The following is a 17,912-nucleotide window of genomic DNA, read 5'->3' as shown; positions in this document are numbered from 1 at the left end:
ATGAGGGGTGTGCCCGGGGGCGCGTGTCGGTGGGAAGAGTGATCCTAGGTCGAGACGCGGCCATCGCCACGGTCCGGGCCACCCTGTGGGCCGCAGGGCCTGGCCGAGAGCGCGGCGAGGAAGCGGGACGCCCCTCTGGGCTCGTCCGCCATGGTCCGGAGGGGCGCCGGATCGCACACGCGGCCGCTCTTGGCGGCTCTTCCCCGGGGGATCAGCGGGGAAGGCCCATGGACCGGGACATCAGGGCGTCGAAGGCGCGGTCGGGGAGGAGGCGTCGTAGGCCGATGAGGGGGCGTGCGCCGAAGCCGGTGGCATAGCGGGGCTTGGGACGGCGGGCCGTGACGGCCTTGCCGATGGCGTCGGCGATGACGGTGGGCGGGGAGAGCCGCTTGGCCATGGTCTCGGAGCGCAGGGAGGCGGCGACGGCCTCGGCCTGGCCGGAGTAGGCACCCGCGGCGGACGACTTCTCCAGCTGGTCTGCGGCGATGGCGCCCCACTCGGTGGCGATGCCGCCGGGTTCGATGACGACGACGTCGATGCCGAAGGGCTTGACCTCGATGCGCAGGCAGTCGCTGAGGGCTTCGAGGGCGAACTTGGTGCCGTGGTACCAGCCGCCGAGCGGGGTGTAGATCTTCCCGCCCATCGAGGTGACGTTGACGACCGTCCCGCTGCGCTGGGCACGCATGTGAGGCAGGGTCATCTGGATCAGGCGGACGGCGCCGAAGACGTTGACGTCGAACTGGCGGCGGGCCTCGTCCTGCGAGACGTCCTCCAGGGCGCCGTACGAGCCGTAACCGGCGTTGTTGACCAGGACGTCGATGCGCCCGGTCTCGGAGATGACGCGGTCGACTCCGCTGCGCATGGAGTCGTCGTCGGTGACGTCCATCGCCAGCGGGCGCAGGCCGTGTTCGGCGAGTTGGTGCAGGCGGTCGGTGCGGCGGGCCGCTCCGTAGACGGTGTAGCCCAGGCTGATCAGCTTGAGGGCGGTCGCTTCGCCGATGCCGGAGGAGGCACCGGTCACGAGGGCGGTCTTGGTGGTGGTCATGGGAGTCCTCATCATGCTTCGTCGTGCCCACCGCTGCGGTGGTCCGTGGCTTCCACGCTAGGCGGACAACCCCGACGAAGAACTAGCGAATGACGCCTGTCTTCTTGCCGTTCACGCCACCGCGTTGTGGCGTCTTCTGCGTGTCCAATGGCGCATGCGGCATCCCCACCCCTGCATGCGGGGAACTACCCTGAAGGGATGGCATCAGAGCGGTTCACCCTGGACCCGGGTACCCGTGCGCTCCTGCACGACCTCGGGATCTCGCTCGCCCGTGTGCTGCGGCGGGCGCAGCTTCCGGCCGGCGTCTTCGCGCACGGTCCGGTCACGATGACGACCGAGGAGTACTACCGGTTCTGGGTCGCGCTGGACGCCGAGGCGGCAGATCCCGACCTGGCGGCGAGGATCGGGCGCACGCTGTCGGTCGAGGCGTTCAACCCGCCGATCTTCGCGGCACTGTGCAGTGCGAATCTGCGCACCGCGGCTGAGCGTATTGCCGAGTTCAAGCCGCTCATCGGCCCGGTGAACCTCGGCGTCACCGTCGACCACACCGGGCTGACGATCGCATTCCACTGGCCCGGGGGGCCTACGCCACCCCCGCTGCTGGTCGCCACCGAACTCGCGTTCTGGGCAGCACTGGCACGCATGGGCACGCGGCGCGAGGTGAACCCGACCCGCGTCGCCATGCGCCAGGCTCCGCAGCCTTCACCCGCGACGACCTCCTACTTCGGCACGCAGATCCGCGAGGGGAAGGCCGACGCCGTCACCTTCTCCGCCGAGGACGCCTCGCTGCCGTTCCTCACCGAGGACGAGTCCATGTGGAACTTCTTCGCACCAGAGCTGCGCCGCCGCCTGTCCGAACTCGAAGCGTCCGCCACCGCGGCCGATCGGGTGCGTGCCGCGCTCCACGAGTGCCTGCCCGCCGGTGAGAGTTCGATCAACGCCGTCGCCGGCCAGCTCATGCTCAGCCCCCGCACGCTCCAGCGACAACTTCAAGCAGAGGACACCAGCTACCAGGCCGTCCTCAGCGACACCAGGGAGAAGCTCGCCCGCCGCTACCTGGCAGACCGATCCCTCACCATCTCCCAGGTCGCCTACCTCCTCGCCTACGACGACACCAACTCCTTCTACCGGGCCTTCCGCCGCTGGACCGGACTCACTCCGGAAGCCGCACGCACCGGCGGCCGCCTCACCACTGCGTGAGCGCTGCACCGACGCTCGCCCCCCGGCGGCGGGGATCGCACACCGGTCACACTCCGGTCGGACCGGACCATGACCGTGCACCCGGTGGCTCGTCCGCCGCAGCCGGCCCGCCCCCTCACCCTTGGGTCGTCCGTCGAAGCCTCTTGAGGAGACCCATGCCGGCAGTCGGCACGTCGTAGTGGCGGGCGGTTTCTACCGACCCATTCAATCCGGGACCGAGCAGTCCAGGATCCGCCCGTCCACCGTCCCCACGACCAGCCGCCGTTGCTCCGCCCGGTACGCGGCGGACACCGGTGTGACCGGGTGGCCGTGCGCGCGCAGGGTGTGCCGGGATCGCACCTCACCCGTCGCCGTGTCCAGGGTCTCCACCTCACCGGTGACATACACGACGAACATCCTCCGCTCGTCCCCGTCGAGATCGGCGAGCGGCTTGTCGGTGCCGTACACCCAACGTGCCACTCCGTCCGGCAGCCGGCGGCTCACGACGTACGTGCCCTCCCGGGAGTCCGTATAGGTGGCGCCCCGTTCGTACGAACGGCCCGCGTGGACGAGGGTGTGTGTCAGCTCGACGGCGGGGCCGTACCAGGGCTGGAGTGCGGACGCCGGGTCCCAGCGCAAGGGGAAGAGGGCGCGCAGGGCGGCGGGGCCGTGGGCGCCTGGAGGATCGATCGCGTGGATCCACGGCGCGTCGTCGTCCGGGCCGGGGCCATCCACATACAGCAGACGTGTGCTGTGTTTGACGTGCAACGCCGGGGAGTTGGAGCGGCTGGGGGCGAGGTCGAGGCGTGCCGCCTCCTGGTGCGTGGGGGCGAGCAACTGCGCGGCGTGAGCGTCGCGGCCTTGCGGGCGCAGGGCGAGCCAGCCGTCGTCCGCGGCGCACAGTGCGGGGACCGACGGCACGTCCACGCAGTCCAGCACACCGCCGTCCGCCGTCGATATCCGCCGCACAGTGGTCGCGCGATCGACCAGTCGGCCCGTCGCCTCGTCGCGCCGGTAGCCCTGGTACGTCACCCACGCCGACTCCTCGTCCGAGGTCGCCGCGACCCGGACGCTCCCCTCCCCCTCCGGAGGAAGAACCCACCTCATCGCGCCCGACGGATCCCAGCATTCGAGGTCCGTGTGCCGCCCGGTGGCGAGCACCCGGCCGTCGGTCAGCACCGCCAGGTCCCGCACCTCCCCCCGCCGCCGCCAACGGCCATCCGTCAGCCGTGCGAGGGTGTCCTCCACACCCGGGTCGTAAAGGAGCCCGCTCTCGACCATCGGGTGGCGTGTGTCGTCGGGGTCGACCAGACCGGACGGAGCCGACAGCCAGTCGTCCACCGCGACGGCCAGCTCGAAGCCCTTGCGGAAGCCGCCGTCCTTGTCCTCCGGAGAGAGCAGCATCGCGAGCCTGCCGTCCTCCAGCCAGCGCAGGTGGCGCACTTGGCGGCTCTTGCTCAGCAGGTTCGTCACACGCCCGGTCTCCAGGTGCAGCAGGAGCAGCTGTCCCTGGAAGTCCCACGAGCCGTCGTAGCGGCCCGTGCCGACGGCGACGAGCGGCAGCTCTGGGTGCGGCTCGATGGCACATACGGAGTAGCGGGAGGCGACGACGTGGCGCGGACGAAGGGTCCCGGCCTCGTACACGCCGATCCGGTGGCCGAGCCAGTGGCCCGTACCGCGCCACATGACGTGCCCGAGGTCACCGGCCGCAATGACGCAGCCGTGACGTGTGTCGGCCACCGCCCACACGGGCCGGCCGATCTCGGCGAACGGCTGGTCCCCGAGTATCCGACAGACGGTCAACTCATCCGGCACGACAACCTCCCCCCAAGGTGGCGCACAGTCTGCCAGGCCCGGCGCTTTCCTGCGGTCTTCCGAGGGAATCGACTCATCCGCGTACGTGATCGGGAACGGATCCACGGGGCACGCGTGCCGAAGCGAGCCAGGGCGCGGACTCGCCTTGTCATCGACAGCCGACCACGGCCGCGTGCGGCTGCCCACCAATGGCTTGACGTCGCCGAGACCATGGTGCCGTTCTGCACGTTTCGGAGTACCCCACGGGCTCTCCGCACGGGCCTCGCATCGCGTTCGGCGTGCTACCGGCGATGTGCTTGTCGAGGTGCACCTGCCGATCGAAGGGACCGTTCCTGCCGCTACCGTTGCTGGAAGCCGTCGTGTTCGACCAGTGAGCCGTCCGGCCCTGTTGATCGCCCTGGCGAACCCGCCTCACTGGCGGCAGGCCGAGCTGTTCGGCTGCCGTGCTCCGGGTGGCTACCGGGTTCCGTAGGAGTCAGACCTGTACGAGGGCGTCGGGGTCGACGTCGCAGCGGTCCACCTCGGTGGCCAAGTCGTCGCCGCCGACCGGCACCTTTGCGGTCACCGTGCCCTTGGCGGGCACCTGGACCTCGTGGAAGAGAGCCTCTACCGTGCCGCCGTTGACGTCGAGGAAGGCGACGTGGACGTCGAACCGCATGGACTTGCTGTTGGGGTTGCTGACCTGGACGGTGGCGTACGGCGTTGTCGCGTCCGCGCACTTGATCAGGCGCACGGTTCCATTCTGCGGCGACTTCGTGTTGCCGGTCGCGGACGGCGACGGCGTGGAGCGGTGATGGGGCCGCCGCGTGTAGCCGCTGCCGCCCGACGAGGTGCCGTACACGTCGTCGTCATCGCTGTAGGTGGATCCGGAGCTCCCGCCCCCGGACGTCGACGAGTTCGACGAACTGTCGTGGTCCTGGGAGGAACTGCTGCATCCGCCCCCGCCGCTGCTGTGCCCCCGCGAGTGTCCGTGCCCCCGCCCGGTCGAGAACCCCGTCAGGGCCAGCACCACTATGCCCGAAACCGCCGCCAGCTTGATTCCCCGTTTCATCACGCCGGACACGTTACGCACCGCAGGGCGGGCGCCCCATACACGGCGTGGTTCTGTGGCAAGACCCCGACATCTGGACGACGTTGCCCAGAGAAGCGGCGTCGTGGTGCACCACGCCCTTGAGCCGATCCTCGCGCTCACGGAGGAGGAACCGGCAGGAGCGTAGGGGTATCTGCAGCGGAGCCCTGCTTGGTATCAAAGGCGTTGGCAACCCTGCCTGTTCAGGGCCGAGATCTCTGTCTGTTGTTTGCTGCCCTCTTTCCTGACCTTCACGTGCAGGAGCCACGGGCTTCGTAGCGGTTGTCTGGGATGGATCGCGCATACGGCCGCACGACAATGCCCCCACCGGCCATCATCGCGCCCCAGCTGTGAGGAAGTCATGGACCACAACGCCCTCGGCAGACCCGCCCGAGGTACCGCACGCATGCGCACAGGCATCGGCCTCGCTGCCGTACTCGCCGTCGCCGTCCCCTCCCTGATGCCGACCGCCGCCAAGGCCGAGCCCGGGATGCCCGCGTCGACCACGCAGTGGTCGACGGAGACACTCGCACCCGGCGTACAGGTACGTACCGGAACCATCCGGCACGCCGACGTCACGCACACCTGGACCGTCACCGTTCAGTCCCCGGGCATCAGCCGGCTGACCGGCGCCACGACGTGGTCCGACGTCAACACCAGGAGCTGGGCCGACACCACGGCGCAGAAGCTGCGCGACGCGGGTTTCCAGCCGCGTGTGGAGAGCGTCAGGTGGCCCGACTACTCCGACACCCCGCACGGAGTGATGGGGCTTCGGGTACGAGTCGGCTCCTTCTCCACCCAGGCCGCAGCCCAGTCCGCGGCGGCGGCGATCACCTCGGCAGGGTTCCACACCTCGGTCGCCTGGACCGGCTACGACATCCAGCAGCCCGCCGACCGGGAGAACGTGCATGTGGCGGTGATCGACCCACGCGTCTTCAACGGCACCGTCGAGGGTACGCACGACGGCAATGTCGCACAGCGGAAGACCACTTCGTCAGTCGCCGCCCGGCTCAATTCGCTGGTCGCCGTCAACGGCGGCTTCTTCGTGACTTCGGACGCCGACGGAGTCCAGGGCACCATGTCCGGCCTGGGCGCCTACGACGGCCAGTTGGAGTCGATGGCGGCCGGCTCGCGCGCCGCGCTGATCCTCGGTGACGGTGGCCGCCACATCCGTGTGGCTGATCTGACCACCACCGTCACCGCCCGGGCCGGAAACTCCACGTACCGGATCCAGGGCATCAACCGGGTGCCGGGACTGGTGCGCGACTGCGGTCGTCCCGGCGCCTCACCCAGTGACCTGCCCTGGCAGGACGTCACCTGCCGACTGACCGACGACCTGGTCCAGTTCACCACTGAGTTCGGTGCCGACCTGCCCACCGGGCCCGGTCTCCAGGCGGTGCTCGACGCATCCGGCCGGGTGGTCTCGGTCGGTGCGCGCGGCGGGCGGGTGCCGGCGGGCGGGCGCGTCCTGCAGGGCATCGGCGGTGCTGCCGACTGGCTGACCGCGAACGCCGCGCCCGGCAGTCGCATCCGTGTCGACGAGGTCATCCGCGACACCAGCGGTCGGCGCGTCGAACTCGACGGTGACGACTCCATCGTGAGTGCCGCCCCCACCCTCGTGCGGGACGGAGACATCGACATCGACGCTGCCGCCGAGGGAGTGGTCGACCCGCGGGACCTGTCCTTCGGATACGCCTGGGCCAACGTCCGCCAGCCGCGCACCATGGCGGGTGTGGACCGGAAGGGCCGGCTGATCCTGGCCACGGTCGACGGGCGCCAGACCGGTGGCAGCGAAGGCTTCACCCTCTACGAGGCGGCCGAGTTCATGCGCTCGCTCGGTGCCGTAGAGGCGTTGAACCTCGATGGCGGCGGCTCCACCACGATGGCCGTCCGCGGCACCCTCGGCAACAACCCCTCGGACGCGACCGGCGAACGCGCGGTCGGGGACACCGTGCAGGTGCTTCCGCCACACGCCGACTGACGACGGCCGCCGCCTGACTCCGTACCGCGCTCCGGGATCGACTGGGCGCGGTACGGCTGTCTCGCGTTGGCTCACCTTGATGAAGCCATCGGTCCGGTTTCGAGTTCCACGAGGACCTCCAGGGAGTTGAAGTGCTTCGAGTCGAGCGTTCGCCCAGAAGCCGTCCGAGGTCGTGGTGGGGGCGTCGCTCGTCCGTCGGTCCTTTCACACCCGCGATTCTGCAGGGGTGAGGTCGTTCTTCCAGGCATGGTCGGCGGGTCGCAAGGTGAGGACGAACACGGAGACGGTCGCGGTGACGAAGAGGACTTGCATGATGGTGCGGGGCACGAGCTCGTCCCACCAGGGCAGCGGCGTTCCGGAGAGGGCGAGCGCGACGTTCGCGGGGAACATGGCGATCAGCAGCAGGGTGAGCCCCGCCGCGGCGACGGTTGCGAGACGGCGGTGGTACATCGCCGCTGCGGCGCCCAGTTCGAGGATCCCGGTGACGGTGACGATGAGGTCCGGCAGCGGCAGCCACGTCGGGACCATGGCGATGAGCTCGGCTCGCATGCTGACGAAGTGCGCGATGCCGGTGAGTGTGAACATCGCGGCCACTCCGGCGCGGAGCGCTGTCTCGACACTTCTGGGATGCCGGATCCAGGACTTGTTCAGGACGATCACGCCGACGGTGACGCCGACGAGTGCGATGAGGGGTTCCACGCTGCTTCTTCCTCGGTGAGGTGTCGGCTCACAGCTGGGACTGTGAGCGGCGCATTTTCTGGGGATCGATCTCCTGGATCTGGACGACGACGCCGTCGGGGTCGGTGAGGCGGATGCTGCGGCCGAAGTCCTCGTCGCAGAGGGTGTGGTCGTAGCCGCGTGCGGCGAGTCGGGCGGACACATCTTCGAGGCGCTCATCGGTCGCGAAGCCGAGCTCGACCGTGCCGAGCGGCCGCCCCTTCGACACGGCGGCGTCGTGGATGCCGACCGCGCCGGCTGCGGCGTCGAGGTGCGCCCAGACCGGGACGCCGGCCTCGGGGCGATGGCTCAGGCCGAGTCCTTCGTAGAAGCGGCGGGACGCTTCCACGTCGGCGACGTATCGGATGGGCAGGACAGTCAGCATGAGCATCTCCTGGTGGCGTGTCCGTCCGGCGAAGCCGGATGAGCAGTGGACGGGTCGCGCACCAATCTGCTGCGCTCGCCGAGGAAACCCCATCAAGAACGCCACATGTGGTGGATGACGTCATTAGAGTCGCTGAATATGGCGGATCCAGTCAGTCTTGACGCGGACGACCGGCGGGTGCTGCACGCTCTGCAGCTCGACGGGCGGGCGTCGTTCGCGCGGATCGCGGCGGTGCTCGGCATGTCCGAGCGCGCGGTCGCGCGCCGCTACCACCGGCTGCGTTCCCGATTGGCGTTGCGCGTCATCGGCGTCACCCGCCCCAACCCGCTGGAGCAGGAGGAGTGGTTCCTGCGCATCACCGCGGCGAACGGTTCGGTCGACGCCGTCGCACGTGCGCTTGCCGACCGCGGCGACACCTCGTGGATCGCTTCGCTTGCCGGTGACGGAGGGCTCGGCTGCATCCTGCGGACATCCGCGGTGAAAGGCGACGGTGCCGGCGCTCTCGAGCTCTTCCGGCGCAGTGCCAGCATTGCGACGGTGACGGCCCAGCGGTTGCTCGCGCCGATCGCCGGGATCGGCGGGTGGCCCGGCCGTCTGGAGGCACTCTCCGCGAGCGAGCAGGAGGCAATGCGCCCGGATGTGCCCGAGCCAGGCGCAAGTGAGACGTCGTCCGGAGCCGCGCTGTCCGACGACGACGCGCAGCTCCTTCGCCTCCTCTCCGCCGACGGGCGCATGAGCATCGCCCGGCTTGCCCACGTGTCCGGCATCCCCGAGACGACCGTCCGCCGCCGCGTCACCGAGCTCACCGGTCGCGGCGTACTGATATTCGAGGTCGAAGTCGACCCGAAACTCTACGGACGACATCTCGACGTGATCTGCTGGATGGACGTACAACCCGCCGCGCTCGGCACCGTCGCGCGCGCCCTGAGCTCCCACGTCGAGGTCGCCTTCGCTTCGACTACCACGGGCACCACCGGCATCCTCGCGATCCTCGAGCTCGCCGACGTCGGCGACCTGCACCGATACCTCGCAGAAGGCATCGGCGCGCTCTCCGGCGTACACCGCGTCCATACGGAGATCATCGGGCGGTGGATCAAGCGGGCCGGGCCGCTCATCAGCCCGCGCGCCTGATCTCCTCGAGATTCACGGTGTGGTCACGCGCAGAGCGATTTCCTCCCCGACGTTCAGTCTCGCCGGGACCAGACCTCGGGCCCGCCGCCGTACCACTCGATGACCGACATCTCGGCCACATCAACCTCGTCAAAGCCTTCCCAGCCCTCACACTGCAGCAAGTGTGTCAGTCCGCTCAGACTGTGCACTGTGCCGAGGAGCACTTCGCCAACCCACACCTGGCGACCCTCGCCCCTCATGGGCGGGGAGACGATCACGGAAGGTTCTGTCGTACCCAGAGTCCGCCACCTGGCTTGCTCACGCTCAGCCAGCGTCTTTCTATGAGCCAGCTTCAGCGGATCCCTCTCCCGCCCTCCGCCTGGCTCCTTCATTACCCGGTCCCATTCACGAGCCGAGACGAGCCTGCAGCAGAGCTTTCCCTACCTCAGCACCCTTCTTGCTGTCGGCTTGGGCCTTGCGGAACAACTCTCCCAGTTCGGTGTCATCGTCACGGTCCGCATCCGCGATGAAAGTCTCCAGCCGCAGAGCGTTCTCGAGGCACGCCTCGACGTACCAGAGCAGGTTGTAGTCCTTGTCCTTCGTACCGGTAATGCCGCCGGTCTCCGTTGTACTCGTCATGTCCTATCACTCCCGCAGACCATGGCACTAAGGCCTACCTCAATCATTCCTCAATCATTCAGACGTCGCACGAGTGCCCATGCATGAGCCGGTCAACCGCATAAGGCCCCCGATCAGGGACGCGGTACGGCGGCCGCCACACTGCGCAGCCACCCTCGGAAGCTCGCCGTCCGGGCCAAGGCGTCGTCGACTTCTGAACTGGTCCGTCTGCCCTTCTTGGCCAGCCGCCCCCTCGAATCACAGACAGGGCCTGCGATCGCCGTGGCGCGGTCGGGGCCTCGATTGACCCGTCAACAACGTAGGAGCGTCTGAGGAGGGCCTGCGCCTTCTCGCCTCCAGGGCCGCGGACGCAGGGAGCCCTCGCCGGGCGGCCGCGCGAGAGAGGCTCCCTCCCCGCGGTGGCGTACCCGCAGCCCCGCAGGTGACGACGCCTCTTCCAGGGAGCCGGAGGTGGCAAGAAGGACGAGGTCATTCCTGAAGCGATCCGCTTCCGGACCCGATCGTGTCAGCGTCGCCGCTGGTCGGCCCGCAGTTCGAAGTCGCCGTAGCTGTTGTCGACGGGGTTGACCGTGACCCCAGGGGCGATGATCTCGTCGATGCGGTCGAGAACGTCGGCCGAAAGCGTGATGTCGGCGGCGGGCAGGAACGTCTCCAGCTGCTCCATGGTGCGCGGACCGATGATCGCCGAGGTGACGCCCGGGTGGTTGATGACGAAGGCGACGGCAAGCTCGATCAGAGTGAGGCCGGCCTTCTCCGCCAGGACGGCGAGCTGTTCGACGGCGTCGAGCTTGCGCTGGTTGGCGGGGGCGCTCATGTCGAAGCGGGCTTGGGGGCGCGCCGCGGAGGCGGGGCCCTCGGAGGCGTTCTTGCGGTAGCGGCCCGAGAGCCAGCCGCCGGAGAGCGGACTGTAGGTGAGCGTGCCCATGCCGTGCCGGCGCACGGTGGGGAGCACGTCCTCCTCGATGCCACGGACGAGGATCGAGTACGGCGGCTGCTCGGTCACGAACCGCTCCAGGTGCCGCTCCCGTGAGGTCCACTGAGCCTCGACGATCTGGGAGCCGGAGTAGGACGAGGAGCCGATGTAGCGGACCTTGCCGTGGCGCACGAGGTCGGTGAGGGCGCCGAGGGTCTCGGCCACGTCGGTGTCCGGGCTGGGACGGTGCACCTGGTAGAGGTCGATGTGGTCGGTGCCCAGGCGCCGCAGGGAGTTCTCGACCTCGCGGATGATCCAGCGCCGTGAGCCGCCTCGCTGGTTGGGGTCGTTCTGGTCCATCGGCATGAAGAACTTGGTGGCGAGGAAGACGTCGTCGCGGCGGTCCTTGAGCGCCTTGCCGACGATCTCTTCGGAGACGCCGGCGGAGTACACGTCAGCGGTGTCGATGAAGTTGATACCCGCGTCGAGGGCGCGGTGGATGATCCGCACCGAGTCTGCTTCGTCGTCGTTGCCCCAGGGGCCGAACATCATCGCGCCCAGGCACAGCGGGCTGACCTGGACGCCGGTGCGGCCGAGCGGTCGGTATTGCATGGAGTGGTTCTCCTCGATCGATGGTGGTCATTCGTTCCGGGAGGGCACGACGGTGCCGGTGCCCGCCCAGCTGGCGAGCAGGCCGAGTGCCTCCCGCTCCCGGGAATCCGGTTCGGGTGTGTAGAAGTTGAGGCGGAGGCCGGGGTCGGCCGGCAGATCCATCGCCTCGTAGGGCAGGGCGAGATCGCCGACCAGCGGGTGGTGCAGGCGCTTCACGCCGGAGCGGTGGAACTTCACGTCGTGGCGTGCCCACCGGCGGACGAAGTCACTGCTCCTCGTCGTCAGCTCTCCGATCAGATCGGTCAGCGCCTTGTCGTGCGGTGCCCGGCCCGTCTCGGTCCGCAGGAACGCCACCGCGTCGTCGGCGCCCTTCTCCCAGTCGACCCAGAAGTCCCTGCTCGCGGGGTCCAAGAACATGAAGCGAGCACTGTTGACCGGCCCGCGCTGGGCGAACAGGGGTGAGTCGAAGACGGGTGCGTACAGCGCGCGGCCCAGCCTGTTGGTGGCCAGGATGTCGAAGCGTGCGTTGCGGACGTACGCCGGTACGTCGGTCATGGAGTCGAGCAGCCGCACGATCGTGGGCCGCACCCGGGAGGCGGTCACCGTGGGCCGCTGACCCGAGGGAGTGGCCGCGCGGGCCAGGTCGTAGAGGTGGGTGCGCTCGGCCTCGTCGAGTTGCAGAGCGTGCGCGAGAGCTTCGAGGACCGAGTCGGAGGCTCCGCTGAGGTTTCCGCGTTCCAGCCGGACGTAGTAGTCCACGCTCATGCCCGCCAGCAGAGCGACCTCTTCGCGGCGCAGGCCCGCGACACGGCGCTTCCCGCCGAAGACCGGCAGCCCGGCCTGCTCCGGAGTGATCCGAGCGCGCCGGGTGCTCAGGAACTCGCGGACCTCGGCTGCCAGCATCTTCTTCTTGTCACTCTCAGTCATGGTCCGACCTCGGGAGCTTCGTGGGCGACGCGTCGGCGGGCGTGTCCTCGGACCGGTCGGCGTCGGACGTGGGGTGGGTCAAGGCTTCGGCGCGGGCGGCGAAGGGCACAGGGGTTCCTCTCGCTCGGGCGGTGTGGATCCGGCCCGCACCCTCACGGTAGGTGCGTCGGCGAACGCCTGCGAGGTACTGCCATTACCTGGAAAAGGAGTGACTCCCACCTGCGCGTCCGCCCGCGGTTGTCTGGAGAAGGCCAAGGACTGCGAGTCCTCGATGGGCCCGATGAAACCGACCTGAAGGAACAGCGTGCGCGTAGCACTCACGTACAAAGCCGGCGATGTCCGCGTCGGGCACGGCGTCGACCCGTATCTCAAGGAAGCGCAAGGCCCTGAAGGTGCTGGTGCGGCTGTGAGCAGGCAGCCTGTGATCAGCGTTATGGACGCCTCTGCGCGCATCGGCGGCGCGTCGTCCGCCACGAGGGCGATCACCGGAACCGACGGTGGGCCGCTGACGATGGGGCTGGTGACGCGATGACCACCACCGCACAGCGCGCGTCGGTACATGGGGCGGCGCGGCCCAGCGGGACGCCGGCCCACGCGACGCTGATCCTCGCGATCATCTGTGTCAGCTACTTCATGGTCATCCTCGACAACTCGATCGTCTTCACCGGGCTGCCGCAGATCCGCTCCGACATGGGATTCTCCGAGACCAGCCTGTCCTGGATCACCAACGCCTACGTCCTGGTCTTCGGCGGACTGCTGCTGCTGGGAGCCCGGGCCGGTGATCTGTTCGGACACCGCAGGGTGTTCCTGCTCTCCCTGGTCGTCTTCTCACTGACCTCGCTCCTGGTGGGCGCCGCGCAGACCCAGTGGTGGCTGATCGGCGCACGCGCGCTCCAGGGCATCGGGGCTGCGGTGCTGGCCCCGTCCGCGCTGTCCCTGCTGACGCGCAGCTTCGCCGAGGGCCGGGCCCGCAACCGGGCGATGGCCGCCTACAGCGCCGTCGCCGGTCTCGGCGCCGCGTTCGGCCTGGTCGTCGGGGGGCTGGTCGCCGATCTGATCTCGTGGCGGGCCGGGTTCTTCCTCAACGTGCCGGTCAGCGCCGTGATGGTGGTGCTGGCCCTGCGGTTCCTGCCCGAGACCGAACGTCGGCGAGGCCGCTTCGACATCGCCGGGGCGGTGTTGGCGACACTGGGTTCGACCGCACTGGTCCTCGGCATCGTGGACGCCGCCGACTTCGGCTGGACCGCTGTCTTGACCCTGGTTCCACTGGTGGCCGGCGTGGTGCTGCTCGGGTTGTTCGTCCGGGTGGAGCGGGGGGCCGCGCAGCCGATCGTGCCACTGCGGCTGTTCGCCGGCCGGGAGCGCTCCGGCGCCTACCTCGCCCGGATGCTCTACATGGGCGCGATGATGGGGTTCTTCTTCTTCACCGCGCAGTTCGTGCAGAGCGTCTACCACTGGACGCCACTGCAGGCCGGCCTCTCGTTCCTGCCGATGACGCTGGTCAACTTCGTCCTCGCCGTTCAGGTGCCCCGGCTGCTGGAACGGGTCGGCAGACCACTGGTACTGCTGACCGGGGTCGTCCTGACCACGCTGGGCATGGCGTGGCTCAGCCGCCTCGGCCTGCACACCCCCTACCTGACGGGCGTGGCCCTGCCCATGGTGCTCATCGGCGCCGGCCAAGGCCTGACGCTGGCCCCGCTGACCTCCAGCGGCGTCGACGGCGTCGCCCCCGCGGACGCGGGGGCCGGATCGGGCCTGGTCAACACCGTGCACCAGATCGGCAGCGCACTGAGCCTGAGCATCCTGACCGCCGTCGCCGCCTCCGTCTCCACCGGCCACGCGGCCGCAGACATCGCGGCCCGCTCGGGAACGGCCCTGACCGGCTCCGCCGTGCTGCTCGCGCTGGCGGTCGTGACCGTCGTCGCCCTCATCGTGCCCGCACGGGCCACTCACCTTGAAAGGTCCCTGTGATGCAGACCCTCACCCTCAACAACGGCGTCGAGATGCCCGCCCTGGGACTCGGCGTCTTCCAGACCCCGCCCGACGAGACCCGGACAGCCGTGAAGGCCGCGCTCGACCTCGGCTACCGGCACATCGACACCGCCGCCGCCTACGGCAACGAACGCGAGGTCGGCCAGGCCCTGCGCGACTCCGGAGTGCCGCGCGACGAGATCTTCATCGAGACGAAGATCTGGATCAGCGACTACGGGTACGACGAGACCCTGCACGGCTTCGACAAGAGCGCCGCCAAGCTCGGTGTCGACCGGATCGACCTGCTGATCCTGCACCAGGCCCTGCCGTCCGACTTCGACAAGACCCTCGCCGCCTACCGCGCCTTGGAAAAGCTCCTGGCCGACGGCAAGGTCCGCGCCATCGGCGTCAGCAACTTCATGGTCGACCACCTGACCACACTGCTCGACGCGGCCTCCGTCGTCCCGGCGGTCAACCAGCTGGAGATCCACCCCTACTTCCAGCAGCGCACCGTGCTCGACTTCGACGACCAGCACAACATCGTCAACCAGGCGTGGTCCCCCATCGGCGGGATCACCTTCTATCCGGGCTACGGCGAGGACCGAAAGAGCGTCCTCGAGGACCCGGCCGTCACTCGCATCGCCGAGGCGCACGGCAAGAGCCCCGCCCAGGTGCTGCTGCGCTGGGGACTCCAGCACGGCCGCTCGGTCATCCCCAAGTCCACCAAGCGCACCCGCATCGCCGAGAACATCGACGTCTTCGACTTCGAACTCACCCCAGACGAGCTCACCGCGCTGGACGCGCTGGAGACCGGCCGGCGCGGCGGCCCCGAACCCGAGCACGTCACCCTCGCCGCCTACGGCCGCGCCATCCCCGAAGCCTGACCCACCCGCTCGACCATCACCCTGCACAAAGGATTCACCGTGCCCACCACCGTCAAGGCGTTCGGCGCCCACGACGTGCGTCAGCCGCTCGGCCCCCTCACCGTCGAGCGTCGCGACGTCGGCCCCCACGACGTCAAGCTCGACATCCTGTACTGCGGCATCTGCCACTCCGACATGAACTTCGTCGGCGGCGAGTTCGGCCCGCTGCCCACCAGCCCACTCGTTCCCGGCCACGAGATCGTCGGACGGGTCACCGAGACCGGATCCGAGGTCACCCGCCACCAGGTCGGCGACCTCGTCGGCATCGGCTGCATGGTCAACTCCTGCCGCGCGTGCGAGAACTGCCGGGCCGGGCAGGAGCAGTACTGCCTCAACGGCCACACCCTGGTCTTCGGCAGCCCCGATCCGGCCGAGCCCGGCGCCCACACTCAAGGCGGCTACTCCGAGGCGATCGTCGCGCCCGAGGACTTCGTCGTCCGCGTTCCCGACAGCCTCGACCCGGCCGCCGCGGCGCCGCTGCTGTGCGCGGGCATCACCGTCTACGCGCCGCTCAAGCGCTACGGCGCCGCGCCGGGCACCAAAGTCGCAGTCGTCGGCCTCGGCGGCCTTGGCCACCTCGGCGTCAAGACGGCCAAGGCCATGGGCGCCGAGGTCACCGTCCTCTCACAGTCCGACCGCAAGCGCGGGGCCGCAGCCGCCCTCGGCGCCGACCACTACGCCGTCACCGGCGACGGGTCCACCTTCACCGACCTGGCCGACACCTTCGACATCATCCTCAACACCGTCAGCGCACCGGTGGCGCTGAAGGACTACCTGGGGATGCTGCGCCTGCACGGCACCATGGTCAGCGTCGGCGTGACCACACAGCCGATGCCCCTGGATGTCTTCCCCCTGTTGCAGAACGGCCGCGCCTACGCGGGCTCGCTGTTCGGCGGCATCGCCGAGACGCAGGAGATGCTCGACTTCGCCGCCGAGCACGGCGTGAGCGCCGACATCGAGCTGATCGGCGCCCAGGACATCAACACCGCCTACGAGCGGATCGTCGCCTCCGACGTCCGCTACCGGTTCGTCATCGACGGAGCGACCTTCGCCCAACTGAACGCTTGAGCAACCGTCCTGGGGGTGGTCTGCCCCAAAGCAGACCACCCCCAGGACGCCCGGCAGATGCGGCGAACACGGACGCCGACCCCGCACCCTCCTCCGATACCCACCCCGAGGCCCGTGACCAGCTGGAGGCACGACCATGACGCACTGGAACGACGCAGACCTGGCGAAGGTCGGCGCGGCGGAAGAGCTGGACCTGGAGTCCGAGCGCGCCGACGGCACCCTGCGCGACCCCGTGACCATGTGGGTCGTCCGCGCCGGCGACCACCTCTACGTCCGCTCGGTCAAGGGCACCGCCGGCCCCTGGTACCGGGGCACCCAGTCCCGCCACCAGGGCCGCATCGACGCCGGCGGCGTACGGCGGAACGTCACTTTTCACAAGGCCGATTCTGCAGAGCACGCGGCCGTTGACACCGCCTACAGGGAGAAGTACGGCCGGTACACGAGCATCGTCGAGCACGTACTGACCGACACCGCCCGCGAGTCCACCCTCCGCCTCGAATCTCGCTGACAGCGGCTCCTTCCCTCACATTCCCGGTCGGGGAAGGTCCGCTTGTGCGAGCCACTCTCATGTACGCCGCCCGGGACGGTGTCAGGGCGGACCCACAGGTGTGCTCGTCGATGAGCCACCCGCCCAGTAGGCATGGTCCTCGTCCAAGAGAGTCTGGCTGCGGGCGGCCTGGAACTCAGTGGTGCTGGCCGGGGGGGCAAATCGCGCTGCTCGCGACGGCCTTCGTGACGGTCCGAGGTTTCCGCCGACCTCCATCTCTGTGAAGGATCTGAGTGTTGCCTGTCCGTGATTGACCTGAAGTCAGTCCCGGCTGGAAGCTGAGCCGCCCCTCGGCACCTTCCCGTCCCTTCACGCAGATGGATTACTGCCTCATGCGAAACCTCACCCGCGTCGGCGCTCTGTCCGCCGTCGCCTCGGCCGCGGCCTTCTGTGTTCCGGCCACCGCCCACGCCACCGCTCCCGGTGACAACGGCACCGTCAAGATCCATGACGCCGGCACCGGCGAGGAACTGCGCAAGAACGAGCCGCACGTGTGCGAGTTCTACTTGGACGCGTTCGGCTTCGACAACGGCCAGCAGGTCGACTGGCACATCGAGGCCTGGGCCCCGACGGCCGCCGTCAAGGGCGAGACCGTGAAGTCCGGTGCGATCACGCTGGACGGCGAAGGTCACGGCCGTACGCAGGACATGACGCTGCCCGACGGGCACTACAAGCTGTTCTGGAACTTCGAGGGCGAGCACGGCTCGGCCAAGCACAAGGTGTTCTGGACGGACTGCGAGGACAAGGAGGAGGGCAGCGGCGCCTCGCCGTCGGCCTCGGCCTCGCCGGGCGACTCCACCACCGAGCCGGCCGCGAGCCCGTCCCCGTCCTCCGAGGTCGCCGCCTCGTCGTCGCCGTCTGCGCAGGGCAGCGAGGGCGACCTCGCCGAGACCGGTAGCGGCGCTCCGGTGGGCCTGCTGTCCGCGGCCGCAGCCGGGCTGCTGGCGGCGGGTGGCTACCTGGTGCTGCGCCGCCGTAAGGCCTGAGGGGCACTGTCTCCCTCCGACGAGC

General features: G+C 69.3%; 17 protein-coding genes. 9 read left to right on the top strand and 8 right to left on the bottom strand.

Annotated features, from left to right (window positions below):
* Positions 1–211: 211 nt before the first annotated feature.
* On the bottom strand, positions 212–1,045 hold the full coding sequence (locus ACSYGO_RS45120) for an oxidoreductase (protein ID WP_432173069.1): 834 nt from the start codon (positions 1,043–1,045) through the stop codon (positions 212–214).
* A gap of 198 nt (positions 1,046–1,243) precedes the next feature.
* On the opposite strand from ACSYGO_RS45120, the gene ACSYGO_RS45115 reads away from it, so the two are divergent.
* Positions 1,244–2,245, top strand: a complete 1,002-nt coding sequence (locus ACSYGO_RS45115; RefSeq protein WP_460390308.1) for an AraC family transcriptional regulator — start codon at positions 1,244–1,246, stop codon at positions 2,243–2,245.
* Between the two features lie 204 nt (positions 2,246–2,449).
* Here ACSYGO_RS45115 and ACSYGO_RS45110 read toward each other — a convergent pair whose 3' ends face one another.
* Together ACSYGO_RS45110 and ACSYGO_RS45105 are read right to left on the bottom strand one after the other, a co-directional pair.
* Complete coding sequence (locus tag ACSYGO_RS45110) at positions 2,450–4,039, bottom strand: hypothetical protein (protein ID WP_460390307.1); 1,590 nt, start codon at positions 4,037–4,039, stop codon at positions 2,450–2,452.
* Positions 4,040–4,514: 475 nt separating this feature from the next.
* On the bottom strand, positions 4,515–5,090 hold the full coding sequence (locus tag ACSYGO_RS45105; RefSeq protein ID WP_460390433.1) for a hypothetical protein: 576 nt from the start codon (positions 5,088–5,090) through the stop codon (positions 4,515–4,517).
* A 424-nt stretch (positions 5,091–5,514) separates the two neighbouring features.
* On the opposite strand from ACSYGO_RS45105, the gene ACSYGO_RS45100 reads away from it, so the two are divergent.
* Positions 5,515–7,089 (top strand): phosphodiester glycosidase family protein, encoded by a 1,575-nt coding sequence (locus tag ACSYGO_RS45100; RefSeq protein WP_460390306.1) that lies wholly within the window; start codon positions 5,515–5,517, stop codon positions 7,087–7,089.
* A gap of 204 nt (positions 7,090–7,293) precedes the next feature.
* On the opposite strand, the gene ACSYGO_RS45095 is transcribed toward ACSYGO_RS45100, so the two are convergent.
* A complete protein-coding gene (locus tag ACSYGO_RS45095) occupies positions 7,294–7,788 on the bottom strand; it encodes a DoxX family protein (RefSeq protein ID WP_460390305.1) in 495 nt (164 codons plus the stop codon).
* 28 nt (positions 7,789–7,816) lie between these two features.
* Entirely contained in the window at positions 7,817–8,191 is a 375-nt protein-coding gene (locus ACSYGO_RS45090; protein ID WP_460390304.1) for a VOC family protein, read from the bottom strand.
* A 138-nt stretch (positions 8,192–8,329) separates the two neighbouring features.
* Between ACSYGO_RS45090 and ACSYGO_RS45085 the strand changes: the two genes are divergently transcribed.
* On the top strand, positions 8,330–9,322 hold the full coding sequence (locus tag ACSYGO_RS45085; RefSeq protein WP_460390303.1) for an Lrp/AsnC family transcriptional regulator: 993 nt from the start codon (positions 8,330–8,332) through the stop codon (positions 9,320–9,322).
* A 384-nt stretch (positions 9,323–9,706) separates the two neighbouring features.
* Here ACSYGO_RS45085 and ACSYGO_RS45080 read toward each other — a convergent pair whose 3' ends face one another.
* From ACSYGO_RS45080 to ACSYGO_RS45070, 3 genes are all read right to left on the bottom strand, one after another.
* A complete protein-coding gene (locus ACSYGO_RS45080) occupies positions 9,707–9,940 on the bottom strand; it encodes a hypothetical protein (protein WP_460390302.1) in 234 nt (77 codons plus the stop codon).
* A 505-nt stretch (positions 9,941–10,445) separates the two neighbouring features.
* Positions 10,446–11,465: an aldo/keto reductase gene (locus ACSYGO_RS45075; protein ID WP_460390301.1), complete on the bottom strand. Its 1,020-nt coding sequence runs from the start codon at positions 11,463–11,465 to the stop codon at positions 10,446–10,448.
* A 27-nt stretch (positions 11,466–11,492) separates the two neighbouring features.
* A complete protein-coding gene (locus ACSYGO_RS45070; protein WP_460390300.1) occupies positions 11,493–12,392 on the bottom strand; it encodes a helix-turn-helix transcriptional regulator in 900 nt (299 codons plus the stop codon).
* Between the two features lie 304 nt (positions 12,393–12,696).
* Here ACSYGO_RS45070 and ACSYGO_RS45065 point away from each other — a divergent pair, with 304 nt between their 5' ends.
* From ACSYGO_RS45065 to ACSYGO_RS45040, 6 genes are all read left to right on the top strand, one after another.
* Complete coding sequence (locus ACSYGO_RS45065; protein WP_460390299.1) at positions 12,697–12,924, top strand: hypothetical protein; 228 nt, start codon at positions 12,697–12,699, stop codon at positions 12,922–12,924.
* The gene (locus ACSYGO_RS45060) at positions 12,921–14,363 is read left to right on the top strand and encodes an MFS transporter (RefSeq protein ID WP_460390298.1); all 1,443 of its coding nucleotides are present in this window, start codon (positions 12,921–12,923) and stop codon (positions 14,361–14,363) included. The genes ACSYGO_RS45065 and ACSYGO_RS45060 overlap by 4 nt, the downstream gene beginning before the upstream one ends.
* The gene (locus ACSYGO_RS45055; RefSeq protein WP_460390297.1) at positions 14,363–15,247 is read left to right on the top strand and encodes an aldo/keto reductase; all 885 of its coding nucleotides are present in this window, start codon (positions 14,363–14,365) and stop codon (positions 15,245–15,247) included. The genes ACSYGO_RS45060 and ACSYGO_RS45055 overlap by 1 nt, the downstream gene beginning before the upstream one ends.
* A 39-nt stretch (positions 15,248–15,286) precedes the next feature.
* Positions 15,287–16,354, top strand: a complete 1,068-nt coding sequence (locus tag ACSYGO_RS45050; RefSeq protein WP_460390296.1) for an NAD(P)-dependent alcohol dehydrogenase — start codon at positions 15,287–15,289, stop codon at positions 16,352–16,354.
* 136 nt (positions 16,355–16,490) lie between these two features.
* The gene (locus tag ACSYGO_RS45045; RefSeq protein WP_460390295.1) at positions 16,491–16,862 is read left to right on the top strand and encodes a DUF2255 family protein; all 372 of its coding nucleotides are present in this window, start codon (positions 16,491–16,493) and stop codon (positions 16,860–16,862) included.
* 371 nt (positions 16,863–17,233) lie between these two features.
* The gene (locus tag ACSYGO_RS45040; RefSeq protein WP_460390294.1) at positions 17,234–17,887 is read left to right on the top strand and encodes an LPXTG cell wall anchor domain-containing protein; all 654 of its coding nucleotides are present in this window, start codon (positions 17,234–17,236) and stop codon (positions 17,885–17,887) included.
* Positions 17,888–17,912: the final 25 nt, after the last annotated feature.

It is taken from the genome of Streptomyces krungchingensis, assembly GCF_054729265.1.
This window is presented reverse-complemented; position numbering and strand designations above follow the sequence as displayed.